The sequence below is a fragment of the Kribbella aluminosa genome (assembly GCF_017876295.1).
Lineage (GTDB): Bacteria > Actinomycetota > Actinomycetes > Propionibacteriales > Kribbellaceae > Kribbella > Kribbella aluminosa.
In genome coordinates, this window is the sequence record NZ_JAGINT010000001.1 from 186,410 (window position 1) to 211,566 (window position 25,157).

General features: G+C 64.0%; 24 protein-coding genes. 17 read left to right on the forward strand and 7 right to left on the reverse strand.

The annotated features are described in order from the left end of the window. Positions 1 to 369: 369 nt before the first annotated feature. The 8 genes from JOF29_RS01000 (at position 370) to JOF29_RS01035 (ending at position 11,908) form a co-directional block, all read left to right on the forward strand. Complete coding sequence (locus JOF29_RS01000) at positions 370 to 564, forward strand: hypothetical protein (protein ID WP_020385285.1); 195 nt, start codon at positions 370 to 372, stop codon at positions 562 to 564. 414 nt (positions 565 to 978) lie between these two features. Further along, on the forward strand, positions 979 to 1,905 hold the full coding sequence (locus JOF29_RS01005; protein ID WP_209692341.1) for a hypothetical protein: 927 nt from the start codon (positions 979 to 981) through the stop codon (positions 1,903 to 1,905). Between the two features lie 104 nt (positions 1,906 to 2,009). Next, the gene (locus JOF29_RS01010; protein WP_209692342.1) at positions 2,010 to 3,005 is read left to right on the forward strand and encodes a hypothetical protein; all 996 of its coding nucleotides are present in this window, start codon (positions 2,010 to 2,012) and stop codon (positions 3,003 to 3,005) included. 36 nt (positions 3,006 to 3,041) lie between these two features. Then, positions 3,042 to 4,274 carry an AAA family ATPase gene (locus JOF29_RS01015; protein ID WP_209692343.1) on the forward strand — a complete coding sequence of 411 codons (1,233 nt, stop codon included), beginning with the start codon at positions 3,042 to 3,044 and terminating at the stop codon, positions 4,272 to 4,274. Positions 4,275 to 4,319: 45 nt separating this feature from the next. Further along, positions 4,320 to 6,014, forward strand: a complete 1,695-nt coding sequence (locus JOF29_RS01020; protein WP_209692344.1) for a vWA domain-containing protein — start codon at positions 4,320 to 4,322, stop codon at positions 6,012 to 6,014. Between the two features lie 87 nt (positions 6,015 to 6,101). Further along, complete coding sequence (locus tag JOF29_RS01025) at positions 6,102 to 8,033, forward strand: AAA family ATPase (protein ID WP_209692345.1); 1,932 nt, start codon at positions 6,102 to 6,104, stop codon at positions 8,031 to 8,033. A 1,407-nt stretch (positions 8,034 to 9,440) separates the two neighbouring features. Beyond that, positions 9,441 to 11,147, forward strand: a complete 1,707-nt coding sequence (locus JOF29_RS45095) for a 3'-5' exonuclease (RefSeq protein WP_209692346.1) — start codon at positions 9,441 to 9,443, stop codon at positions 11,145 to 11,147. A 107-nt stretch (positions 11,148 to 11,254) separates the two neighbouring features. Then, entirely contained in the window at positions 11,255 to 11,908 is a 654-nt protein-coding gene (locus JOF29_RS01035) for a hypothetical protein (protein ID WP_209692347.1), read from the forward strand. A gap of 790 nt (positions 11,909 to 12,698) precedes the next feature. On the opposite strand, the gene JOF29_RS01040 is transcribed toward JOF29_RS01035, so the two are convergent. The 6 genes from JOF29_RS01040 to JOF29_RS01065 form a co-directional block, all read right to left on the reverse strand. Further along, complete coding sequence (locus JOF29_RS01040) at positions 12,699 to 12,968, reverse strand: hypothetical protein (RefSeq protein ID WP_209692348.1); 270 nt, start codon at positions 12,966 to 12,968, stop codon at positions 12,699 to 12,701. Between the two features lie 13 nt (positions 12,969 to 12,981). After that, positions 12,982 to 13,386, reverse strand: a complete 405-nt coding sequence (locus tag JOF29_RS01045; RefSeq protein ID WP_209692349.1) for an Imm1 family immunity protein — start codon at positions 13,384 to 13,386, stop codon at positions 12,982 to 12,984. A 219-nt stretch (positions 13,387 to 13,605) separates the two neighbouring features. Continuing rightward, positions 13,606 to 15,324 carry a group II intron reverse transcriptase/maturase gene (gene ltrA, locus JOF29_RS01050; protein WP_307863091.1) on the reverse strand — a complete coding sequence of 573 codons (1,719 nt, stop codon included), beginning with the start codon at positions 15,322 to 15,324 and terminating at the stop codon, positions 13,606 to 13,608. A gap of 670 nt (positions 15,325 to 15,994) precedes the next feature. Continuing rightward, positions 15,995 to 16,456 carry a DddA-like double-stranded DNA deaminase toxin gene (locus JOF29_RS45820; RefSeq protein WP_372446220.1) on the reverse strand — a complete coding sequence of 154 codons (462 nt, stop codon included), beginning with the start codon at positions 16,454 to 16,456 and terminating at the stop codon, positions 15,995 to 15,997. Positions 16,457 to 16,816: 360 nt separating this feature from the next. Then, positions 16,817 to 17,077: a hypothetical protein gene (locus tag JOF29_RS01060; protein WP_209692352.1), complete on the reverse strand. Its 261-nt coding sequence runs from the start codon at positions 17,075 to 17,077 to the stop codon at positions 16,817 to 16,819. 155 nt (positions 17,078 to 17,232) lie between these two features. Beyond that, positions 17,233 to 18,330, reverse strand: coding sequence for a methyltransferase domain-containing protein (locus JOF29_RS01065; RefSeq protein ID WP_209692353.1), 1,098 nt, complete (start codon positions 18,328 to 18,330; stop codon positions 17,233 to 17,235). A 624-nt stretch (positions 18,331 to 18,954) separates the two neighbouring features. Here JOF29_RS01065 and JOF29_RS01070 point away from each other — a divergent pair. The 9 genes from JOF29_RS01070 to JOF29_RS01110 all read left to right on the forward strand — a co-directional run bounded on the left by JOF29_RS01070 (position 18,955) and on the right by JOF29_RS01110 (position 24,442). Further along, a complete protein-coding gene (locus JOF29_RS01070; RefSeq protein ID WP_209692354.1) occupies positions 18,955 to 20,037 on the forward strand; it encodes an AAA family ATPase in 1,083 nt (360 codons plus the stop codon). A gap of 146 nt (positions 20,038 to 20,183) precedes the next feature. Further along, the gene (locus tag JOF29_RS01075; RefSeq protein ID WP_209692355.1) at positions 20,184 to 21,152 is read left to right on the forward strand and encodes a hypothetical protein; all 969 of its coding nucleotides are present in this window, start codon (positions 20,184 to 20,186) and stop codon (positions 21,150 to 21,152) included. Continuing rightward, complete coding sequence (locus JOF29_RS01080) at positions 21,149 to 21,637, forward strand: hypothetical protein (RefSeq protein WP_209692356.1); 489 nt, start codon at positions 21,149 to 21,151, stop codon at positions 21,635 to 21,637. The genes JOF29_RS01075 and JOF29_RS01080 overlap by 4 nt, the downstream gene beginning before the upstream one ends. Before the next feature lie 5 nt (positions 21,638 to 21,642). Next, entirely contained in the window at positions 21,643 to 21,999 is a 357-nt protein-coding gene (locus JOF29_RS45100) for an HNH endonuclease (protein ID WP_157630302.1), read from the forward strand. Between the two features lie 186 nt (positions 22,000 to 22,185). Beyond that, complete coding sequence (locus JOF29_RS01090) at positions 22,186 to 22,455, forward strand: hypothetical protein (RefSeq protein ID WP_209692357.1); 270 nt, start codon at positions 22,186 to 22,188, stop codon at positions 22,453 to 22,455. Beyond that, on the forward strand, positions 22,452 to 22,724 hold the full coding sequence (locus JOF29_RS01095) for a hypothetical protein (RefSeq protein WP_209692358.1): 273 nt from the start codon (positions 22,452 to 22,454) through the stop codon (positions 22,722 to 22,724). Before JOF29_RS01090 ends, JOF29_RS01095 begins: the two co-directional genes overlap by 4 nt. A gap of 109 nt (positions 22,725 to 22,833) precedes the next feature. Next, complete coding sequence (locus tag JOF29_RS01100) at positions 22,834 to 23,064, forward strand: hypothetical protein (protein WP_020385299.1); 231 nt, start codon at positions 22,834 to 22,836, stop codon at positions 23,062 to 23,064. A gap of 416 nt (positions 23,065 to 23,480) precedes the next feature. Further along, positions 23,481 to 24,197, forward strand: a complete 717-nt coding sequence (locus tag JOF29_RS01105; protein WP_209692359.1) for a hypothetical protein — start codon at positions 23,481 to 23,483, stop codon at positions 24,195 to 24,197. Then, positions 24,197 to 24,442 carry a hypothetical protein gene (locus tag JOF29_RS01110; protein ID WP_209692360.1) on the forward strand — a complete coding sequence of 82 codons (246 nt, stop codon included), beginning with the start codon at positions 24,197 to 24,199 and terminating at the stop codon, positions 24,440 to 24,442. The genes JOF29_RS01105 and JOF29_RS01110 overlap by 1 nt, the downstream gene beginning before the upstream one ends. A gap of 490 nt (positions 24,443 to 24,932) precedes the next feature. Here JOF29_RS01110 and JOF29_RS01115 read toward each other — a convergent pair whose 3' ends face one another. Next, positions 24,933 to 25,145 (reverse strand): hypothetical protein, encoded by a 213-nt coding sequence (locus tag JOF29_RS01115; RefSeq protein ID WP_209692361.1) that lies wholly within the window; start codon positions 25,143 to 25,145, stop codon positions 24,933 to 24,935. Positions 25,146 to 25,157: the final 12 nt, after the last annotated feature.

The window sequence follows — 25,157 nt, forward strand, 5'->3', positions numbered from 1 at the left end:
CAGAAGACCCGCCCGGATGCACTGAGCCCGGCGGGTCTCCTACATTTGGGCGGCTCGGGCGCCGTGCGGCGTCCACGGCGACGATCAGCGCAGCTGCTCCGGAAGGGGGAGAGCAAAGGGCGACCGCAGCAGCACGAGGATGCTGTCGACAACGTCCGGATGACTGTGGACCGTTGCAGCGGACCGACTGACGTCGGTCTCGGGTGCGATGTGGTGCGGCGTCGGAGCCGGCCGAGTGGTCCACGCCCGCAAGCTTGCGGCGGCATGCCGGATTGCTCCTCCATCACCCGCTGCCATCACGCCGGACAGTCGTCCGATGCGCGGGTGTCGATGCCACTCAACCCGTGAATGCCGGACGAAGGAACAGCGATGGACGAGCGGTGTATCGGGCCTGGCTTCTGGGAGATCGACGGGTTCCGTGTCGAGCGCCGAGCCAGGCTCTGGGGCGTGTACCTATCACCCAACACTGAGCCGGTGTTCGAGCATCGCACGCTCAAGTGGTGCCGGCAGTTCGTCGCGGACGGTATGGCGCATGACGCACTGACCGACCGGCGCCGGCGATAGCCCTCCCCGGAACCCGCGTATCGATGCCTTGTTGACATGACTCTTGCCATGGGCACCGAGCTCGTCGGCCGCAGCGGGAAGCCAGCAGTGAAGACTGCCGCCTAGATCAAGCCCAGGCTCCGAGTGCTGCCAGCCGCGGCCGGCGCACTGACTGCGGCTCCTGATTACCGAGCTGCATGTACCTGCCCGAGACCTGAAGGACGTCGACCATCGGCGTCGGACCTGCCTCTCCCAGTCTCCAACGCTGCTGGACGCCAAGCCGGCTGAGGTTCGCCTGAGCCGGGAGGCGGTCCAGTTCCCCGATAGCGCCAGGTCACCCGATCTGAGCCGAGATCGACGCGGCAGTAGCTGAGCTCCGACGGGCTCCATGCTCGAAGACCCAGACCAGCGAATCCACATAGAAGGAGCGCCATCATGGCCAACTATTCAATCTCTGCCACCCAGCTCAGCGAGGGGGAAATCGTCCTCATCCGCGGCAAGCTCGGCTTCTCCCGACTGACCCGCCTCATCGACGGTGCCCAGCTCGAGGCATCCGACGCGCGTAAGGTCCAGAGCGGGGGGATTGCCGTCGGGAAGCCTCACACTACGGCGCTCATCACCCAGGCCGAGCTGATCTGCAAGGACCCGGCCAATCCCACGGTGGAGGAGCGTTACGTCGCCGAGCGACGCTTCGCCTCTGCCAAGCACCCGGATACCGGTGCGAACTACTCGATCGACAGCAAGGGCAGCCTGCCGGGCATTGCAATCCCCGGCGATGACGGCAAGGTGGTCCAGGACGACTCCGGCCGGGAACTGGCCCAGGGCCTCGACGTGACTCTGGTGCTGCGCGTCTACAAGCCGAAGGGCTACGCCAACCGCGGGCTGTCGCTCGATCAGGTGATCGTCAACGAGCCTGTTCGCTACTACGTGGGCAACACCAACGCTGCCGAGCTCGCCGCTCGTGGCATCGTCTTCGCCGCGCCGCCGCAGAGTGTGCAGGCGGCCGCGGCTCCCGGCGCCGAGCAGCACGGGGCTGTGGCCACGGCCGTCGACGACGGAACCGGCACCGTGATCGACGAGAACGGCTTCGCGCTGCCTGGCCCATCGGCCCATCAGCCGCAGCAGGCCGCACCGGCCACCGCGGCGGCGCCCAACTCGGTGCCCGCTTCGCAGGCAACCGCGCCGGCGGCGCAGCAGGAAGAGACTCTCGAGGCCAAGCTCGCGCGGCTGGAGGCGGAGAACTCGGCGCTCAAGGACGCCGGGTCCGCCATCGGCACTCCGTTCGCACTGACCGCTCCGGCAAGCCCGTGGAGTGACGACTCCCCGGCAGGCGAGACCGCGGGGATCACCTATCAGGGCTGAATCCCCGACGACCGATATGGCCCCTGCACCGAACATTCCTGCAGGGGCCATGTCATGCCTGCTCGCTTCGTCGAGTCCGCTGCCGTCCTTCAGGAAAGATCTCGATGACGCTTGACGATCCCCGCATCAGGTTCGCCGACTTCTATGCCAACCCGGCGGTTCGCGCGCTTGCGGGCGCTGCCCGGTGGACAATCTCCGGCAGCCTCGGCGATGACCCTGACGATCCGACGACCACACGTAAAGCGCCCATCGACCTGCGCGCGCTGCTCGACCGCAACTGGCTGCGAGGTGCCTGGACGCTCGACGAGCAGTGTCTCGTGGTGCTCGACGAGCTCACCGACAGGCTCCCGGCGGCTACCAACACCGCCTTCTACCTGCGTGCGCTCACCGACGGCCTCATGGTGATCGACATCGAGCCAGATTGCCCGCCGGAGGTCGCCGCCCAGCTGCTCGCACTACCTGCCGTCCTGTACCGCGAGCAGTCGATGTCCGGGCTGGGTTTCCACGTCGTGACTGCGCTGCCGGACAACTTCCATGCGTTTCCTGTCGCCGCCGGCAAACGGGTGCTCCGCGAGGAGCACGGCTGGTACGAGATCTTGCTCGACCATTGGGTGACGTTCACCCGCCGCCCGCCTGCACCCGATGTCCTGGCCCGTGCCACGGCGGGGCCGGCAGGGCAGTTCGGCACGGTCGAAGACCTGTACGCCTTCCTGGCCCAGAATGCGCGAGTCCCTTCGGCGTCCGCCGCCGACGTCGACACCGGCGTCGAGGCCCCGGACATTCCGGGTGGAGCACAGATCGTCAGACAGACGGTTGCCGCCGCACGCCGCAGGTTCAAGACTCTCGACGACTTCGACGGCGACCACTCGCGTCACGAATTTTCAGTTCTCGGCACGCTCCACCACCAGCTGCTCAATCACCTGGTCGAGCACATGTCCGTCGGCCGGAGCTTCTCCAGCAGCGACCGGGCCTGGCTGCTGTTCCAGGCAGCTCAGCAAGTGATTCCACCGCGCGCGAAGCACAACGAGCGCCGCAACGGGCGCCCGTTCCTGCTCGACCGCGCCGCGGCGATGGTCGCGCAGCCGACGTCAGACTCCTGACCTCCCTGTCAGCCCACCACAGAAAGCATCCTCACTATGCGCTTCAACGACACGCTGTCCGAGGTCATCCGCCAGGACCTCGAGATGAATATTGTTCCCGCCCTGATGGGCGAGCCCGGCATCGGCAAGTCCTCCTGGGTCGAGGCGCTGGCCTACTCGATGAACACAAGGGCCTTCGTGCTGCCGTGCAACCAGCTCGCTGACAAGGCAGACCTCACGGGTGCGCGTCTCGTGCCGACCAACGGTGGGTCCTACAAGCAGGTCTTCTACCCCCACCACGTCATCCAGGACTGCATCGACTATGCCGAGGCGAACCCGCGCGAGTGGCCGATCCTGTTCCTCGACGAGATCAACCGAACAACCGCCGACGTTACGTCCGGCGCGCTGACCTTGGTCACGCTGCGCTGCATGGGGCACGTCGAACTGCCGAAGAACGTCCGCATCATCGTGGCTGGCAACGACAAGGGCAACGTCACCACGCTCGACGAGGCCAGCCTGTCCCGCTTCTCGATCTACCGGGTCGAACCCGAGGCCGCGACTCTCATGAACATCCTCGGTGACGACCTCAACCCGTGGGTGAGGAAGGTCCTGACGCAGTATCCGGCACTCGTCTTCCAGAAAGCTGTGTCGGGTATCGCCGCAACTGACGGGCCTGACGATGACGACGATGCCACCACTTCGTCATTCGCCGAGCTGTTCGACTCCGGCGAGGAGATGAACCAGCTGACCACGCCGCGAACGATCGACAGCCTGTCGCGCTGGCTGAACAAGGCCAGCCGTGACCAGTTGTCGCGCTACCTGGCCACGCCGACAACGATCGGAGACCGTGAGACCTACGTCCTGAACGAGGTGATCGAATCGCACGTGGGCAACACGGCGTTCGCTGTGCAGGTTGTCGCGGTCATCGCCGAAGACCTTGCCAGCGGAAGCGGCCAGACGGTGTCCAACCAGGTCGTTGTCCCGAAGCCGAACTGCTACGCAGAGCTCAAAGCCGCACAGTCCGTGACGGACCTGTCGACGCTGATCGCGGACCTGACCGACTCTGACAAGTCCGGTTCGCTGCTCTACGCGCTCAGGGATCACGAGGACAACACCCGGCTGATCGAGCAGCTCGCCCAGGCGACGAACCAGATCGAGACGGCTCATATGCGGACCCTGGTCGAGATGCTCTCCGCTGCCCAGGCAGATACCCAGAACGTCGAGGCCTTCCTCAACAGCGGGACAGCGGTGGCCGAAAGGATCAAGCCGATGATCTCGGCGTTCCTGTGATCGAGGACTGCTCAACGGACACCCCGAAAGGAGGGGCCAGTCATCATGACAATCACCGTTTCCAATCAGAAGCCGGCCGTGCTCGACCCAGTCCACACGATCTCGTGCAAGGGTGACTACGATCCACTGCCCATCCTCGGATCTGTCGTCGTGGACCCGCTACGAACGCCACTCAACCCCGGCGCCCCGGCGAGCATCACCGATGCGCACGGCAACGACATCGGGCCGGATATCGAGCAACTGCTCATGTCCTGCCTTGCCGAGACCGTGCAGCCGTCGGCTGAGCAGACCATGAAGGAGATCCTCGGCCAGACCCTGGTCAGCTACGACCAGGGGACGACCCTGCCGGTGGGCGAACTGTTCGCTGCTCAGGCAGGGCGGGCCCACAAGCTACCTGCTCCCAGCCGTACGGTCATCTACACCGCGCACCAAGACGTGATCCCCGCGGCCAAGGCACTCTTGTCGGGATCCGGCGACAGCAACGAGTTCTTTGCGGCCCTGGCCTACGCCTACCACCCGGACACGCTCGGGTTCTGGTTCCAGTCCGCAGCCGCATTCGACGACTTCAAGGCCTGGCTCACCGTCCAGACCCAGGCCATGAGCGCCGCGCTGCCAGCTCAGACGGTCCGGCTGCTCGGCGACTTTGCCGCGCTGCCGCTCAAAGGCCTGACCGAGTCGCTTCAGCTGCGCGTCGACGATGCCGACGGCAACGACGAATTCTCGTTCGCGCGGGTGATCGTGCACATGCTGATGCTCTACGTCGAACAGCAGCGTGCGGGTGCAACCCTCCAGCAGGGTGTGGCAACAAACTGCACGGCCGGCGTCTTGCCCTTCACCATCGGAGAGCTGTTTTGCCCGCGGTCGCTCGTGCTGGTGAACGTTGAAGCGCATGCCCGGGCGCGTGCAAACAAGATCACCGCCGAGTGGATGATCATCAACCAGGCACTCGCTGCCCCGGTGAAGGTCGTCTCAAATCAAGCGTTGTCGAAGCTCACGACCCTGCAGCGCGCGACAGCCCGGGCCAAGGTTCTGGCCGGCGCACAGCAGACCGGCTGGCCGACAGGCCGGGCCGCCCGGGTGATGTTCCGTAAACAGCCGCCCTCGAAGGTCGACCTGTTCGCAGCGCTCACCCGGGTGTTGAAACGGATGGGCAAGGTCAATCGATCACAGAACATCTTCCGCAGGTCGAAGACGACATTTCTCAAGGCGAACCGCCGTGATCCCGACGACTTCAACAAGGCCGGCCGGATCACCAGCGTGAGCTACATGCCCGACCTCCACCTCTACGTCGACACCTCCGGGTCGATCAGTGAGGCGAACTACCAGGAGGCGGTGCTGATGCTCATCAGGATCGCGAAGAAGCTCAACGTCAATCTGTACTTCAACTCGTTCAGCAGCGTGCTCTCGCAGGAGACCCTGCTGAAGGTGGAGAACAAATCCGTCACCCACATCTGGCGGGAGTTCCGCAGGGTCCCGAAAGTCAACGGTGGAACCGACTACCTCCAGATCTGGCGCTACATCAACGCCAGCGCGGTCCGCAAGCGCCGGCTGAGTCTGGTCATCACCGACTTCGAGTGGACTCCACCCTCGACCCGTGAGGACCACCCAGCCAACCTCTACTACGCGCCGTGCGGAGCCATGGACTGGGACTCCATGGTCAGCAACGCGAAACAGTTCACGAGGGCCATGCAGCACATCGACGCGGCCACCGCGCAACGACTGCTGGGAATGATCGCCTGAGCCTTCGCTCCCCAACGACGGTGCTGCCCACTCGGGCGGCACCGTCGTCCCGTCTCGCCACATCACATCCGCGAAGGAGCACGATCAATGGGCCTCCAGAACTTCACAGGCCGTCCCGACGATGACACGGGTTCGCCGAGTGGACCCGGTGGCCCGTCCGGCTTCGCTGTCGGTCTGCCCATCGGAGACGACGAGGACACCAACGGCAATGTCGTTGAAGAGATGCTCATCGACTACAACGAGAAGTACCGAAACGCTGAGCCCACGCTGTTCCGCGACAGGCTGATCGAGCAGATGCTCTCGATACTCATCGGAAGGACCAAGCCCAACGCGCTGCTGGTCGGTCCTGCCGGTGTCGGCAAGACCAAAATCGTCGAAGACATTGCCCGGCGCATTGCCCTCGGCGACACCCTCATCCCGGATCGGCTCAGGAACCACACGGTCTACGAGCTGCCACTCTCGAATCTCGTTGCCGGATCCTCGCTGGTCGGCGCGCTGGAAGAGAAGGTGAAGGCGGTCGTCACCTACGCCTCGGATCCCGCGAACAAGGTCATCTTGTTCATGGACGAGATCCATCAGCTCACCACCAGATCCGACGGTGGCACCTACGGGAAAGTCGCGCAGATCCTCAAGCCCGCCCTGGCACGCGGCGACATGATCGTCATCGGTGCCACGACCATGCAGGAGGCACGCTCTCTCGACGACGACCCCGCGTTCAAACGCCGCTTCTCCCGGCTCATCGTCGACGAAATCACGCCCGGGCAGACAGGAACCGTGCTGGAGAAGATCCGGCCTGGCCTGCTGGCTCACTACGGGTACCAGATCAGCGTCACCGACGACGTTCTGGCCACCGTGGTCCGGATAGCCGACGCGAACTCGCACCTGGGATCCCACCGACCCGACAACGCGATCACGCTGCTGGACCGGGCGATGGCCAACCGAGTCCTCGAGCAGAAACGGCTCATTGCTGTGGCGAGTGCGGCCGGTGATACCGCAGCCGTGCAGGCACTCCAAGCGATCCCGTGCGTGCCGCTCACCGAGACCCGGGTTGTCGACGTTGCTCGTCGGCTTGTCACCGGCAACGCGATGAAGAACGTCTTCGACGTCGCGTTGCTGAGCGCCGCTCTGACCGAGCGGCTGCAAGGCCAGGACTCTGTGCTCACCACCCTGGTCGACCAGATCGCGCGTGAGCAGCTGGAGGTGTTCCCGCGCACAGCACCAGTGGCCTGGCTGTTCGCTGGCGCTTCCGGGGTCGGCAAGACCGAGACCGCCAAGGTGATCTCCGAGCACCTGGCCGGCCAGGAGCCGATCGTGCTGAACATGACCGAGTATCACCACGACTCGTCCATCTCCCGGATCATCGGCGCGCCTCCCGGCTACATCGGGTCGGACTCGAACGCCGAACTGCCGTTCGATTCACTCGAATCCAATCCGCACAGGGTCATCCTGCTCGACGAGTTCGAGAAGGCCGACCGAGCTGTGCAACGCCTGTTCCTTCAGGCCCTCGACGAGGGCTTCATCACCACGGCACGAGGCAAGCGGATCGACTTCTCCAAGGCGTTCGTCATCGCGACAACCAATGCAGCCCGCGACGTCCTTGACGGCCAGCAGGTCGGCTTCGGCGGTAGCCCGAAGACAGTGTCGGACCGCAGTCTCAAGGCCGCCCTCGCGCAGTTCTTCGACGCCGAGCTGCTCGGTCGCTTCTCGACGATCGTCGGCTTCAACCCCATCGACGAGCAGACCTACCGCGACGTCTTGACCGCGCACTACGCGCATCAGCGGGGACAAGCCGTCGACGCTAAGCCTCGGCTCAACTACGTCCTCCCCGCAGCGCTCCCGGACGCTGAGCTGTCTGCCATGTCCGAGCGAACCTTCGTACCCAGCCATGGGGCTCGTCCCGCCGCGCGTGCAATCAGGGGCTGGATCGAAGACGCCCTGATTGCCGCACAGACGACACCTCCGATCACCGCGGCACAGCAAGTTGCTCCCGCCCCGGACGACCCCGAGCTGAGCGGCTGAACATCAGCTGAAAGCAACAGTCCGGACTCTCGGGTACGTGCGCGGTCCTGGCGCAATCCACCGCGCGCTGCCTTCGGCGCGCGGTGCCCGGGGCCTCACGGCCCCGACGGGTGGGAACGCGAGGCATCTGCCCACCTCTTCGCGAACCCTTCCCGGCTCGGTTCGCCGAGTCGCGCCCAGTGGTCACCGCCTGCTCCTTCGCAAGCAGGAAGGAACATCACCGGCCCCTCTTCGCGCAGCACGCCGATGCCCTGCGGCATGCCTTCCAGCCCCTTCTCGCCGGATCACAGAAAGCGCGCACAATGCCTCTCCTACTTGACGACATCGATCTCACGATGCCGACCACCGTCAAGGTCGTCGACCCGAAGTTCTTCTCCTCGAAGCTCACCGGCAACGGCAAACACAAGACAGGCCTGCTCCGCGGCGACCTGCGCCCGGCCAGCACCTCCCGCAACAGTGCCCATGCCGCGGGCACCATCGACCACATCGAGGTCAAGTCGAGTTCCACCCAGCACGGCATCACGACCGCCAGCATCCCGTTCGCGCCGGTGCTGCGCCGCGCACTCACCGAGGCCGGCGGCTCCTTCACTCTCGCCACTCCGCAGGACCAGGACCGGTGTGCTGTCGAGACCGGTTCGACAGACTGGGACGTCGCCTTCGACATGACGCCGCAGGGGGCCAAGCTCGTCGAAGACGCCAACGGCGGCGGCGCGAACGGCGCTCCGAAGATGAGCCGCGACCTCGTCGTCCAGTACCGGATGGAGCTGTACTTCTTCAGGAAGGGCCACGCCGAGCCCGAGCGTACGCCGATCGCCTCGACGACGTCCGGTCCCGGACATCACACCGCCGCTGCTTTCGTGAGCTGGGACACCAGCCCGATGGACAACGCGGTTGCCTTCGTGACCGAGGTCCTGCGAGCGATCGGCCTGACCCACCGAAACCCTGACCTGCTGGTCGATTGGCTGACCAACGAGTTCAACATCCACGACCGCATCACCCGTCAGGCCGAAATCTGGGACTCCGAAGTGATCGCCGAAGAGATCCTCGCCTACATCGACGGTCTTCCGGCCTCGCCCACGAAGCAGCACCTCAACGCCCTCGCCGTGCAGCTGCGCTACCTGGAAAACTACAACGTCCCCCTCGAGGCCTACCGCTCGATCCATCAGAAGATCGAGACCACCTTCGACAACGAGACCGCGGCGGCATTGTCCAAGCAGAACCTCAACCTGCTGATGAGTCACACGCTGTTCCACCTCGAAGGAATGAAGTCGCAGCTGACCACCGTCGCCGCGCCGGGCCTGGCCCCGGTCATGCCGGCACACCTGTCGGTCCAGCAGCGCGCTGCCCTCACGACCCACGAACCGCTCGTGATGGTCCAGGGCCGGCGCAGGAACCGGCAAGAGCACCGTGATCCTCGAACGCATCAAGTACCTCGGGAGCTGCGGTGTTGCCGCCTCCGACGTCACGGTGCTGAGCTTCACCAACGCTGCAGCCGACAACATCACCGCGAAGAACCCCGACGTCGGATCGATGACCATCGCCCGGATGATCAACGACATCTACCAGCTCAATCACCCGATGCACGAGCTGTCCAGTATCGACACGATCATCAACTCGATCGACATCTTCTACCCGACCAGCGACTTCGCTGCCGGATTCCGGCTACGACTGCTCGAGGTCGACCAGAACAAGACAGGCGCGTTCACGGCCCTGAACACCTACATCGAGAACCACTTCGATGAGGTCGTCGCCTTGCTCGACATGATCAAGCAAACCTCGCTCGAGCTGGAAATCATCATCTGCTACCAGCGGATCGACACCATGCTCGAGCCGACCAACGTGCAGTGCAAGTACCTGATCATCGACGAGGTGCAGGACAACTCGATCTTCGAGTTCATCTACCTGCTGAAGTACATCACCAAACACGCCCAGTCCCTGTTCATCGTCGGCGACGCCAGCCAGACCCTGTACGAGTTCCGGTCGGCCAACCCGCGCGCACTCAACACCCTGGAAGGATCAGGTGTGTTTACGACCTTCAAGTTGACGACCAACTACCGGTCCAACCAGGAGATCCTGGACTTCGCCAACGTCGTACTCGGCGATCTGGAAACCAACCAGTTTGCCGGCATCCAGCTGCAGGCCAACTCCCTGGCAGTCCCGACGGCGAAATCCTTCCAGGAAAAGGTCACGCTCGACTACCGCGCCGTGCCGAAGCTGACATCATTCGTCGCCCAGGATCTGGCCGGCATCGTAGGCCGCACCATTTCGCGCTACGTCGATGCTTGCCTGGCCCGCGGTGAGCAGGTGTGCTTCCTGGCCTACTCGCGTCGCGAGGTGACCGTGATCCAGACTGCGCTCGAACAGGTCTATCCCCAACGGCATGTCGCGTCGCTCGTCAGCGACAGAGTCTTTGCGACCGATGTCTTCTCCAAATACATCAAGCTGTACTGGAACGACGTCCTCCAGGTCCAGCCTCCCGCCGCCTCATTCGTGGTGACCCAAGGCATCAAGGACAACCTGGACAAGCTGACCAAGAACGCCGGCAACCAGAAAGTCGTCTTCGCGGTCATCGGCATGGTGCAGAAGTGGTGGCTCGAGAACGCTGTCATCATCCGCGGGTGGGAACAGCTCCACCAGCAAGGAGCACTCACGCGCGACGACTTCTTCGAGCGCCTGCGAGACAGCCTGCTGTCGTTCGAGATCCGTCACAACGCAGTGCGCCAGTCGCTGGTGAACCAGAAGAACCGTGACCGCAAAGCCAAGAACGCCGAGTCCGACGCCGACCTGGTGGTCTCGACGATCCACGGTGCCAAGGGCATGGAGTTCGACAACGTCGTGGTCCTGCACAAGGAAGGCGCTGCGACGACCCAGGCGAGCCGTCGCGAGTTCTACGTCGCGTTCACCCGCGCCAAGAAGACTGAATACATCCTGTCCTACGGCACCGTGAAGAACCCGCCGATCGAGAGCAGCTACGCGCAGATCGTCAGCCTGCTCACCAAGCGCGACGCCCAGACCGCTGCACGTGCAGCCGGCGTCGATCCGGATCTTCTGGACGACGACGGCGCCGATCCCGGTGCGTTCGGCGACTTTTCCACGGTCGCCCAAGCCGTCTGACGACACGCGTCCTTCACACACCGCAGAGGTGGGTACCTCGTTCAGCGATCACGCCTACCTCTGCGGTGTTCCCCATCCAACCGACGAAGCAGCCAAGGGAGTTCGCTGTGACAGCCATCGGCGCCCATGTTGAGTCCGGCGAATTCATCGAGAGCCCCCACGCCACCTACGACCTGATCATCTGCCACGACAATCGGATCATCTTCCGCGGTCACTACGAGACGCGTGAGAAACGACTGGACCAATGCATCGGTGTCCTGACCAGCTCCGATCTCCTGGCCGGCACGATCACTCCCGAGCGTGCCTCGATGATCCACGAACTGCATCACGCTCATGCAAGCACCAACCCCGACACGATCATCAACAACATCGCGGAACTGTGCCGCAGATGGGGCGTCCAGGTCTACGAATGCACCACCTCAAGGCGGAGCTACGAGCACACCACTTTGAAACGAGTCGAGGCTCCTCAAGTGCTCTATTCAGTCATCACGGAGTACGGTCCCGGCCAGACCATCGCCGAACACTTCCCCAACCGAGAATCCCGCACGGCCAGTCTCGTCGGCCGCGCCGAGCAGTTCTTCGCCGCTCCCGGCCAAATCCCCGACCTTGTGCTCTCAGACGAGCAGCGCCTGGCTGCTCTCGTGGCGACGTTTCTCATGCCGGCCGTCATCGCTCTGACCGAGTCCGTGCTCAACGAAGCAGACGGTGTTTACCGCCCGAGCGGCAGCACCTTGCTAGGCATCGTTCACCCGCCCACCTAGATAGAGGCCTAGGGCAACAGACACACCCCTCACCCTGGCGCGCACAGCCAGTGTCTGGCTTCGACTCACCGAGTGGCGACCCAAGGCCGGACTGACCGTTGCCTTAGCCAACCGAAGGTGGGGGGGGTACGGAAGTGCACAAGCCAGATCCAACAACCTCCGGCCAGGCATTTTCGTGCGGCCGGAGGTAATGCGGAGTCTATGGCCGACGCTGAGAACCCTCTACCTCACCTCTCGCGCGCCGTGCTGCTTGCAGACGCCTTGAGTTCCGTGCTGCACGGCGCCTGCGAAGCCATCGTGCACCTCGGGAGACGCGGTCTCCCGCACGCCAGATGACAGTCCCCTTCGGGACGCCGAGGTCAGTGCGCATGGCACCCAGCAACCTCTGCTTGGCGTTGCTGAAGGCAGAGAGCAGCCGAAGTTGGTGCTCCTCCTGACGACCCGCGAGCCTCAGTTCTTCCAAGACGTTCTCAACGTCGGTCCACGAGTCCCACACAACCGGACTGGCGTAGAGCTGAATCCTGGAGTGATTTACAGGCGGAACCTCCGATACCGGCTGCGCCCCCCAGACAACGACGCCGATCGTCTCGTGCACCACCTGTGACCGGTAGGTAAGGTCATCAAGCATGTCCTGGTACAGCGCCTCAACCCGTGCGTGATGCCGGGATTCACGTCCTGTCCCGCGTCCACCAAAGTAGCCGGCCCCCATGCCAACTAGGGCCACTACATACGGCCCAGCTTCCTTGATCACACCTACGACGGAACTCACGGCCGCCCCCTAGCTCCCCGGTCAATCAACGATGTTCGGCGGCAGTGCTCGACGAGCCTCATCAACGGACCGAAAGAACGCAGCGATCTGGTCTGCCTCATTCACAGAGAAGCAGATCCGCTCCCGCGGCTTGCCATCATGCCCCAGGACGGTCCGGTCGTGGATCACCAGGGACAGCTGAGGTCCCTGCTCGTCAACAAACCCGTCGACCTGGACCAGCATGATGGGTGCCGGACCTTGCATCTCCTCCCAGTCGATGATGCCGTGGAAGTCGGCAATGAACTCGATCATTGGTTTCACAAAGTCAGCTCGGCTCCGGGTCTGGTAGCGGGACCACCGTCCACGCGACCACCTCTGGGCGGCGGCCCGTCTTCTGGAACTCAATTGCGGCCGCTCTGGCATCCTCGACGCTGATCGCGCTCCCGTCATCCATGTGCGTCGGCTGCTCACCCATCAGGAACGTTGCTACGTGAGGCTCCGCAAGTGTCGGAGACGAGTGGTAGATCTCCCCAGCCAAGCGATTCTCGTAGAACCGCAGGGTGCTGAACTCCGCCCCCAGGCCAATACTGAGTATGGCGTCGTCAGAGGTTGAGAGTTCGAGAAAGGTCGGATCTTCCAGTGCCGAGACCTTGTCCAGCAGAGCCACCAACTCGTCTGCCGAGTTCAGCTCCACCTTCTCGAAGTCGTAGATCGCCGTGAGAACGGTCATGCCAGCCCCTTTCCGTTACCGCGGAATACGTCGCTCTTGAGCCCGTCACTCTCGGGCCAGTACAGCGTCAGTTTGGTACCCACAGGAAGTAGATCCTCCAGTATCGCGTAGCAGCCCATCTTGTCGGGGTCGGGTAGCGGGGACGCATTGCTGCGTCCCCGCCCCCTCAGAACCGGACTTGCGACTTTCACCGCATCCGGCTCAAGCAAGCCGTGACAGTTAGTCGTTGTTTATGTGTTGCTGGTCTCGTTGTGACTGGTTGCGGTCGCAATGAGCGTGTACCAAGCGGATCTGTGTGAGGCCAGACGGGCCGTGTTCTCGTTGGGCGATGTATTGCTTGGTGATCGCTTGTTTGAGAACGCGTAGCCACTGTTCCCATTCTTGTGGGGTTTGTGGCGGGTGGTCGGCGTGGAGGAGGTAGGCACCGCAGAGAGAGCATTTGCCGTTCTGCCGGAGCAGCATGCGGCGGGTGCTGTCTTTGACTGGTGGGGTTGTCCTGCGTCGCCGTCTCGCCCAGTAGCCGGTCAGTGTGGGGTCATCGACCGAGGCGGTTCCTGGGACGAGCTGGTGTCTGACGATCTTCGTCCAGGAGAACTTATGGAGATAAGCCCCGGTGGTCCGGTCGCCGAAGACGTACCGGTCACCGGTGGACGAGTTGAACCGGCCGAAATACCGGGAAACGATCCAGTATCTCGACTTGTTCGGGTGGCGACGGCGCGCCCATTTGAACAGTAACCACCATAGGTAGTTGTCCAGGTTGCTGAAGATCTTGCTGGACACGACTGTCCGGTAGTAGGCGGCCCAGCCACGCACGATCGGGTTGAGCGTGCGCAGCAGCATGGTGACGTCCTCGCCCATTTGGGCGCGGACCTCGTCACGTAGTCGCCGGCGGATCCGTTTGACGGCGTCCGGGCTTGGTTTGATGAGGAGTTTCCCGCCGTAGCGGCGGAGGTTGAACCCGAGAAAATCGAACCCATCATCGATGTGCACGATCCGGGTCTTGTCGTCGTTGAACGACAGACCTCTCGGTTCCAGCCACCCCTCGAGCCGGGCCCGGACTTGTTCGGCCTGGTCGCGTGAATGGCACAACGCGACCAGGTCATCGGCATACCGGATCAGGATCGGTGAATCGGGCATCGAGATCCCCGGTTTCCCGCCCGTTCTCCGATACCGCACCCCGGCGGCCTGCTCCATGCCGTGCAGAGCGATGTTCAGCAGCAGCGGACTGATCACCCCACCTTGCGGGGTCCCTTCACCAGTCGGCGTGAACCGGCCACGATCCATCGTTCCGGCTGTCAGCCATTGCCGGATCAGTCCCCGGCCGGGGACCGTTCCCAGCATCGACAGCAGGTGGTCGTGGTCGATCCGGTCGAATGCCGCTGTCAGGTCCGCGTCCAGCACCCAGCGCCGGTGCGGGTTCGCGCCCCGCAACGGCACAAACAGTGCCGCAATCGCGTCATGACAGCCGCGTCCCGGCCGGAACCCGTAAGAACGGGGTTCGAACCGGGCCTCCCACTCGGGTTCCACGGCGTTGACCATGCGCGCTTGCAGCACACGATCGACCACCACCGGAATCCCCAGCGGACGCTGTTTCCCATTGGCCTTCGGGATATACACCCGCCGAACCGGCATCGCTCGCCATGGCCGGATCTGGTGGTGCAACCACCAGACCAGCATCGCGCGCTGGTCATCGAAGGCCACGACCCGGCCATCGATGCCCGCCGTCCGGCGGCCAGCATTGATCTGCGTCACCCGCCGCACACTCACCAAAGTGTTACTGCGGCTGCGCAGCATCAACTTCTGCAAACTACGGACTCTCTTCAGATCGCCCGCTCGACTAGCCGTGAAGATCCGCTGCCGCAACCGTCGTACCTGCTCCTCGGCGGCACCGAAATCAATCCGGTCCCAGTCGAGTTCGCCGTCCGCCGGTCCGTTCACTACTACCGAGGCAGCAGCGTCTAACTTGCCCGACGATTCTAACAATGCGTCAACACCACCTTCACAGGCTCACCTGATCCACGTCAGCGCCCTTCCGGGCCGGGCAAATGCCCGTATCCAGCGAGTTATCACCAACCCCGGCCAGGAGAGGCCGGGCAATAGGCGGGTGTTTTCCTCGTTCCTTTCGGCTCCTGGCATTCGCTTCTTGGATCATCCTTTCCCGCCGAGAAGATCGGCTTTCCTCACGGTCAGCTCACCACAACTCCTGTTACAGGGGTTGTGGACCTCGTCGGGGTTTCCACGTTCCACATGCGCGAGTAACGACCGGGGTGGGTGCCCTCTGAACCGCGGGACGGTGGCGTCCTTCCCGGTCAACCCCTGCTCCATGACCGGCACCTGCCGCTTCTCAACGGCCAGCCCTATACCCCGCTACCGCTTTCCATCGCGCGAGGGTCAATCTAACGCGGCGTCTCTGAGGGTTCACCGCATTCACCCGTCCGGTCTTCCCCTAACCCGTAATCCCTGGATGGAACAGGAACCCTTCGGCTTCCTCCTGGAGCTTCGAACCCTGCCGTTACCAGCAACGCACGCCAAGAGCGGGGACGGTTTCAGCGGACACTAAACCGGAATCACATCATTCGACACAAAGCCGAACCTCCCTACAATGGATTCACTCAACACATGCGACCTCGTGTCGCACGCAGGGCCGGTTGTTGATGTAGAGCGTCACGTCCTTGGATGCCCCGGCTCGACGCAGGATCGCTGCCACATGTCCTTCTACATGATCCAAGGCCGAGTTCATTCGCCTGTAGTCCCCGATCAGTCCTGGACCGCCAGCGCCTGGCCCGCCACGCCCGCTCGTGATGTCCTCAGGCTGCCCGTTGCCGATCAGGATGCCGTCGGTCGGATCGCCCCTCTTGGTTCGCACGGGCAGCTTCTTGAATAACTTCAGGTCGATCTCAGCCCAGTCAGCATGACGCGCCGGAAGATCGCCCTTCAGCTCTACTTTCGGCCCACTGCCACCGGAACCCCGCCCAGCCTCGCCGGATAAGCCTCCGTCCGGCTGGCTGCCTCCCGTAACACCGTTGGGTCGTCCGCCGCCCTGCCGACCTGGTCCCGATCTGTCCGGCACACCACGGCCGGCACTTCGATCACCGCCTGCTCCCGGGGCCGCCGGTCGTCAGCGGATTCCGGCCCGCCGATCCTGAGTCCGGTTGGCTGGTCCCGCCGAGCTGGGTTCCGATCAGACGCTCGGCCCAGCCCTTGGCCTTAAATGGAGCCAGGGACAGGTAGTGAGCTGCCTCCTCGCACTTCTGTGCAGCGGCATATAGCTGCTGAGCAGCCATCGACGCCCCGCCGCCCGAGATCTGAAGCGCGATATCCGCGTTCTCCCGGCACCGAGCGGCGGTACGCTGGAGGTGCGCCGCGACCCCCGGCACCTCGTTCAGGCAGTCCACAAGGCCACGTGCAGCCTTCTGAAGTTCCGAGGGCATTAGATCTGGTCTGCGTAGCTCTTGCACCCAGCAGAGGCGATCTCCAACGCCTCCGCAGCCTGTTCCACGGCCTTGCCCGCCGCGTCCAGGATCTCCGAGATGTCGCGGTCGACCCCGGTCGCCGTACCAGCAATCAGGCTTTCCACTTGTGCGCTGTGTTGAGTGAAGCGCAGCTTGAACCCTGCCAGTCCACCTGCGGCCTGCTTGGCCTCGGACGAGACCTGGTGTAGTTGCTCCTTCAGCCGTTGTACGTCTGACATCGTGTTCCCCTCACTGGTCGACGTGTTCCGGTTACCTCTCCAGCCAGCCTTCGCTGGGTAGGTCGAACTTGTTCCAGGCAATGCATGTCGGCCGCGTGTCCGTCTCCAGGAACTCGTGCGCGGCCTGCTGAGCCAACGCTGTACTCGACCATTTCTCAGGGCACCGCCGGGAGTTGCCAGGTGGCGTCGGTGCCGTCCAGTCGTACCTGCTGAACGTGAGGGTTGATGTCGAGGCGGAATTTGTCCCGGCCTGGCCGTCCCAACTCGTCCCACTGCCCGTACGCGGCTTCCACGATGTCCCACAGCCGCTGCGGGCCTGCCTGGGCAACAGTTCCCTTCTCAATCCGTGCCCACGAGCCGTCCGGATGGGTGAAGATCGTGACGCCGGTGTCGGGCAGCGTGGTCAGGAACCGCAGCCCGGGAAGTTCCAGAGCCTGGATGAAGCGGAACGCGTCGTCGAACCACACCGACTCGTCCAGCTCGACGGAGCGGGCGGTTGCATTGGCTGACGTGATGTCGGCGAGCTGGCTGCCCAGGTCGGCCGGTCGAGGGGCAGGGCGCAGCGGCATGAAGAACGCGCCGCCAGGAAGGAAGTGTCCGGTGCCTTGGCGGTTGTCGTCGAAGTCGATGACCGCGATGCCGGTAGCAATTGGCGACACGATGCGCCCACCGGTCCGGGTCTGATCGATCCACGTCTGCGGGATCCGGTTCGGCGCGCAGGTCGCGATGATCCGGTCATACAGCGCTCCGCCGACCCAGCCATCGGTCCCATCACCGATTCCCAGGGTTGGGCGGTAGCCGAGTAGGGCGAGTCGTTCGCGGGCTGCGTTGACCAGGTCGGCTGCAATGTCGATGCTCACCACGTTGCTGTCCCCGAGCCGGTGGCACAAGAGCGCGGCGTTGTACCCGGTCCCTGTACCGATCTCGAGCGCACGGTCACCGTCAACTGGAGCGAGGGCTTCCAGCATGGTCGCCATGAGGCTCGGGATTGTGCTCGATGACTTCACGTCAGGCGACACGACCAGCAGTTGGTTGCTGTAGACACCCTCCAGCCACTCGTCAGGCGAGGTCTCGTCTACGGCCGGCTGAGCGTTCGGGGTCTGGCGATAGAAGACCGGCACGAAGACGTGGCGCGGCACAGCCCTGAAGGCAGCACGCCAAACGTCGGCGGTCACTGCGCCGTCAGAGACCAACTGATCAACCAGTTGGCCGCGCAGCTTCTCGGCCCTTGGTTCCCATAGATCCGCGCTCACCCAATCGCACCTTTCTCCAGAATGCCGGCCCCAGAAGGCTTCGTGCTAACTGGCATAGACCTGTTGCGTGTTGCTCACGAGAAGTCTTCCAGCCACTACCGACAGTCGCTCGGCTTGGCCTGTCGTTGCTTGATCGCAGACAGGATCGGCCGCCGGCGCGACCAGCCGATACAGGTTGGGCCGATCGCCCCAGTCAGAGGAGCACCCCATGGACGTCAGTAATGTCGAGGTCACGGCCGAACGCCTCTCGGGCTACAGGTGGAAGATGTGCCCCTGCGGACGGGCGCATGGCAACGGACGTCGCAGTGGAACTCGCGGCACCAAGCGCGGCTGTTCTTGTGGCCGGGTGCACGGAGCTGACGAGACGGTCGCTGTCGGCCGATTCCGTCCTGGCGGCCCGACCGGATACAAGGCGAGCCCAGCGATTCGGCTCGATGCGCCTCTCCGGCGTACACGCCAAGAAGCGGAGCAGGACGTCTGCGACGAATTGGCGTCGTCTGACTAGCCCGGCCGGCGACGAGATGGCCGGTGACACGCGAGGGCATTGGGTTGCCGGAGTGAGCACCACTGCTAAGCGCATGAGTCCACAACTACTCACACATCCTGCGAAAGGGAGAGCTCTTCATGCCTGCTTCCACGATCGTCGCCTCCGGCGGAGCATTCCGCCTCTACGACGACGCCGTGCAGACCTACGAGAAACTGCCGGTTGCCACCTACACGATCGCCTTCTCGGAGCAGAGCGGCTACACCCTGCACCGCGTCGAGCCCCTGACATCGAGGGAGGAGGCCATCTACGGGAGGCATGCGGAACGAGTCCGCCGGATCGCCAGCGGCTACTCGGCGATGAACAGGTCGTTGGGCGTCATCCTGTCCGGTGACAAAGGTATGGGTAAGAGCCTGATGGTCCGAATGATTGCCGAGCGGATGCGCGATGAACGAAGCTTGCCCACTGTGCTCGTTCAGCACGCCACACCAGGTCTGGCTTCGTTCCTCGACGAACTCGGCGAGACCGTTGTCGTCTTCGACGAATTCGAGAAGGTCTTCCCGAACGAGGGTGAGAACGAGGCGCAGAACCAGTTTCTGAGCTTGTTCGACGGGCTCAGTACGACGAAGCGCCTGTACGTCCTCTCGGTCAACGAGCTGCGCCGCGTCAACGATTACATGCTGAACCGCCCCGGCCGCTTTCACTACCACATGCGCTTCGACTACCCCGACGCCGAGACCGTAGCTCAGTACTTACGCGACCAGGTGCCCGGGATCGACGAGACGGAGGTGGCCACGGTCGTCGACTTCTCCCGCAAGTACGACGTGAACTTCGACCACCTACGAGCGATCGCCTTCGAGCTCACCCTGGGCGAGGTCTTCGCCGACATCATCGGCGACCTGAACATCAAGCGGAACGAGACCTTCACCCCCTACGTGGAGGCCCAGATCACCTGGGGCGACGGGGAGACGGATGTGATCTCCGGCCAGGTCGACCTCTTCGACCGCGAGGGCCTGCAGTCGATCGACGCCTGGGAGCTGGAGACCTCGTTGCAGTTCCGTATTCGCGACGCCGTGCCGTCGAAGGACGGCTACCTCTTGCCGCGCGGTGCCTTCGAGACCGTCGACACCCGCGACCAAGACGACAGGCCGCGCGACGAGAAGCCGCGCGCCGCTGTCTCGGTGATTCTGCGCCGCACCCGGCAGCACTCCATCGACTTCTGAGCTTCCCCGCGGGCGCGCAGCCCAGTTCCCCGGGTGTCTCGAACCATTGCAGGTCAAGGCCCCGGCGCCAACTCTGCCTGTAGTGACGGTCGAAGGCATAAGCCATAGCCAGTCGGGCCTCCGATTTGAACAGTGAAAGGTCAGCCATGGTTTATGAAGAACCCGAGAACCCGTATGCCCAGACCTACCTCAACTTCCTCAATTACACTGCCGGGCACGAGCTCACCGTCGTTCATGACGACGGTCTCTACCGGCACCTGCGAATGCGTGACCCGCAGATGGGCGGTATCTGGAGCTGGGATGTCGTCACCTGGCCCGGGCACCTGGCCACATCCGGCGACCTCGCTTCCGGCTTCGTCTTCGCACGCATTGAGGACATGCTCGACTTCTTCAACCGCGCCGGCCACCGCAGCCACTATTCCGACGGTGCACCATCCATCGATTTCGCTTACTGGGCCGAAAAGATCGTCGGACGGGACTGCTATCACGGCGTTCGAAAGTACTCCCACAACATCTTCGTAAGGTACGTCACGCACACTCTTCAGGAGGACTCAGTCCTTGGGGTCGACGCCCAGATCGACTACGAGAAGACCGTGGAGATCGCCCGCCGGGTCACCGCCCGCAACGGCGTCCACTACGAGGACTACCTTGAGCACCAGCGCCAGAACTCTTCTCTCGCGCACCTGGACATCGACGGCAACTCGGCCGACGAAGAGCAGTACTTCGGGCTGCCGATCCCCGAGACCTCGCCGGCCGACCGCCGGCAGGAACTGATCGACGATGCCTGCCAGGTCGAGAGTCGCCGCGAGGACGCGCACCAATGGCTCAACGACCACGACGACTGCCTCGGCCAGGACACCTGGGAATGGGACCTGTCCGACTACGACACCAGCTTCATCACCGCCTGCTACGCCCTCGACAAGACCGTCCAGGGCCTGGACGGAACACCTCGCCGCGAACGCCGAAGCTGCTTCCCCGTCCGCCGCTCACACCACACCCATCAGGATTCAGGTCTGACGTGCCCCAATACCGTGTCATCTCCGAACTGGACCCCGGCGACGAGCATCGCGACCCCCGTGGTGCGCGACTTCGCCTGGATGAGGCCCGCACCGTGACCGTCGTCCAGGCGGTTAGCCTTGCTGACGCCGCCGCTGACGCCGGCGATGTCGAACCGCACAGTGAACGCCGCATCATCTCCGTTGAGGAACTCGGTCCCGTGCTTGCCTTCTCCGATGAGGTACTCAGCCGTGCTCTGGGAGACGCCGCAGGTTCACCGACCGGCGAGCCACTCGTAGACCCTGAGACCTTCGACGACGACCACCTGCCGCTCCTTCGGCGCCCGGAGTTCGTTACTACCGTGAAGCAGGTTGTCTACCGTCTACGCGAATCCGGGCTCGTGCCGGGCTTGGAGATCTCGGTGCTCGCCGACGAGCCCGATGAGCCTTACGCAATGATCGAGGTTCACGACGACGCCCGCGGCTTCTTCCACTCCCGAGGAACCGAGATCCGCAAGCTGACCGACGACCACTCAGCCACCGGCTGGAACGGAGTCCTTGCGGTCGCGCGCGCCGTCATAGCCCTCAGCAACGACCTGCAGTGACCGCCGTGCACGCAGACCCTCAGATCATCTGGTCCGCGATCGCACTGCTCGGAGTCCTGATCCTGGCGGGGCATGCAGGCAGGGGCCGCCGGCGTCGAGACCCGAATCGGTTCTACACCTGGCCCGAGAAGCAAGTACTGATCCAGCAGGCCGCCGGCCGCTGCGAACACAAGCCGCCGCTGTGGAGACGTTGCCCAGCACAAGGAACACAGGCCGACCACATTGTTCCCTGGAGCCGCGGGGGACGGACCGAGTTGTGGAACGGGCAGTTGCTCTGCGAGCGCCACAACCAGCGGAAGTCGAACCGCGTCCCGAGCACGCTCTATCGATGGCGGCTGCAACGACGCCGTACGAAGTACTGACGACCCGCCCTGGCGCTCAAAGCCTCGCCGTTGAAAGCCGCGTCCCGGCGAACGACCTGGGACACCGCGCCAGACGACGAAACCGGTTGTGTACTTCACCGCCCCTACCCATGCTTTTGCAGCCTCCGTCTGCAAAAGCCCGCCCGCCCGTCTGCAACTGACGGCTGTCTTGAGGAGACAACCACCATGCCGCTTGACTACATGGTCGGTTCGGCCAGAGACCCGAACGGCGCCAATCGCCAGACCCGCAAGAGAATCGAAGCCGCTGTCAGGCGGACCCTGCGCACCGGCGGCGTGCAGGCGCTGACGGCCGTGGACGCAGCCTCGGACATGGTCATCAGCTACTTGACGACAGCCAACAGCGCGAGCCTGAAGCTCGTGCACGATGTCGCAGGAAAAGAGATCGCGCGCCTGCTTGAGGAGTTGCTACAAGGCGGCGTCGAGGACCGCCCATGAAGACCTTTGACGAACTGATCAGCCGGTTCGATCAATGGTCGGCCGAACGCGACCTCATCGAATCCGAGGTACTGCACTCCCGCAAGGCCTGGGAAGACTCTGACGATGCCGGCATCGCGCTCCTGCGGGAGATGGTCGCGGCCCTGCGCTGCTGCACCGCTGAGGGCCCCGCCTGCGGTGGGGTCCGGACGCTTGGCGATCTCGCCGCTGGCCGGCCACTGCGCGTCGACCCGCGGCTGGCGCCGTCAGCTGGCACGAGCCGTGAGTAGCAAACCGGGGCCCTGCCCGGATTGCAGCGCGGGAGCCCGACAACCGCACGCCAACGACTGCGACGTTGCGCGATGCCTGACCACGGGAGGCCAGCGCCTGTCCTGCCTCATGCTCGGTGCGTCACAGAGTCATGACTGCGGACACGACACCTGGTCCGGCGAGTGGCCGGGCAACGCTGAATGCCGCGAGTTCGGCTGGTACGTCTACGGCGACCCGAGCGTGGACGGTTTCTGGGTGCGCTGCGGCGCCGACCACCCTCAGGCGACCGAAGACCTCAACCGTCTGGTCACCGAGGCCGACTGGAACCCGGCCCTGCAGCGCTGGCAGCAGCGGCCGTGATCAGCAGCAAATAGACCTCACGGCTGGCTCGGCGTCGTCCAGCGCCGCCACTGGACGAACTCCACCAGCCCATCATGCTTGCTCTGCGTTGCGCAGCAGGCTCATGGACCGCCTACCGCGACCACCATAGATTGCGACGACGATGGCCTGGATCAGATGCCCCCATTGTGACGAGAAACGGGACACCTCCGGGCGCTACACCTCGCCGACCAACGCGAAGCGCGATCACGACTGGTGGCTTGAGGAGCACGTCTCCGGTAGGTGCGTCCTGAACGATCTGTCCACGGAAGACGCAGCCCGGAGCGCGGCCACCAGGCGACAACCTGAGGGCACAGCTGACCTCTGATCGAAGCGCCATCCCCGGCGCTGGCCTCTTGTACTTCCTCTACCTGACTCAATCGACTAAGGAGCCCGCCATGGGCGCAAGTATGAGCACGGCGTACGTCGCCGCGCTTCCCGACGCCATGCTCGACTGGGATGCCGGTTCGGAGGCGCTGGACGAGATCACTGATCCGAGTGCCTTCGGGTGGGATTCGTTCGAGCTTGAGACTCAGGCCGAGTTCCTCGACGACGATGGCGGCATCCCCGAAGAGCCGACCTTCGAGATGGCCGATCTCGCGACACTCAAGAAGTACGGACGTCGCGTGCTCACCGAGCTCAAGGATGCGCTGGACACACCCGACGTCACCTTGTTGACGATTGGTGGCTATTGGATCTATCTCACCGGAGGACTCGACGTCGACGCTGGAGTCGACGACGAGTACGGCGCGATCTACGCCTCTCTGGGACTGCCCGACCTTGTGATGAAGGCCGTGGGCTTCGTCCCGAAGCCCGAGTATCCTCCATCGCGCCGATCCGGTGCTCAGGGAGACGCGACCGACACCGACATCGTTGATGCGATCGCGCTCGGCCTTGGAACGAAACCGAAGTGGCAGGGGCGCGCCGAGCTCACATGGATCGCCGACGCGATAGGAGAGGTGCGCCCCCACCCGTACGACGCGGATCCCGTCGACTACTACGAGGACTTCACGGGCCGAACGGGCTTCGACCCGCTGAACGACGCCTTCCTCAGTCGATACGTCGGCGAGCGGGCGACGGCCGACGATCACCCCGACGAGCAGAAGGCCGGCTGATGTTCAGCACGACTCGTCGCGTCGTGGCAGTCAGCGCATTCGCGGGCTGCAGCGTTGCTGTCCTGGCCGGCTGGCTCACCGGGTTCTTCGCTCGGGTCGTGACCGGTGTTAGCAGGTCGTGGGACTCTTTGCTCGCCTGGCTGCGGGCACCTCTGGACATGAGCCATCGCGTTGCCGTAACCGCCGCAGTCCTTGTCCCGCTGGTTCTGATCCTCGTCATCATGATGGTCCTGTCCGACGATTGACTACCACCACATCTGTGCCTTGCACACGACGAACCCCGAGCACACAGTGCACCCCGGACGCGATTGCGCCCGGGGTGCACTCTTTTTTCGAGCATAGGCAGGCCTGCGTTGATCCTGCCGATGTCCGTCCAGCCTTGGATGCGGCGTTGGTTAGCTGGGCGACGCAGTAAGGCGCCGAGCTGGGCAGCGTTCTGGCAGCCTCGATTGCCGGAATACCCGTGTGGGCGAGGTCGACAAGGTTGTGGATGGCGCGCTCGCACGCGGTCCAGTCGATGTAACCATCCGCTGCGACGATCAGGACGTGGTCGGGGCGGGTCATCAGGTTGCGGAACGTGTCGACGACGGCTGTGCTGCCGCTCTCGCAGGCGCCAAGGATTAGAAGCTGGGCGGTGATACCCCCGGCAGCGTGTAGCGCCGTGGCCAAGGCGGGCAGGGTTGTACCGAAGCCCCAGTTGCGGGCACCGATATACCAGGTGGCATCGCCGTACGGCTACGGCGAATCGTCTCCCCAGGATGTGGGGCTGTAGCCGTGGCCGGTCAGCAACACTGCATCGGCCGTACAGATTGCCTCGGCCAGTTGGCCGAGGCGTCCGGCGACGATCGGGGAAGCCACCGTGTCCGGTGCACGCTGGTGCAGTTGCATGGCGAATTCCTGGTACGCGGGCAGTCCGGTAAAGGTGACGGGGTGCAGCAGACTGGGCACGAGACCGACGCT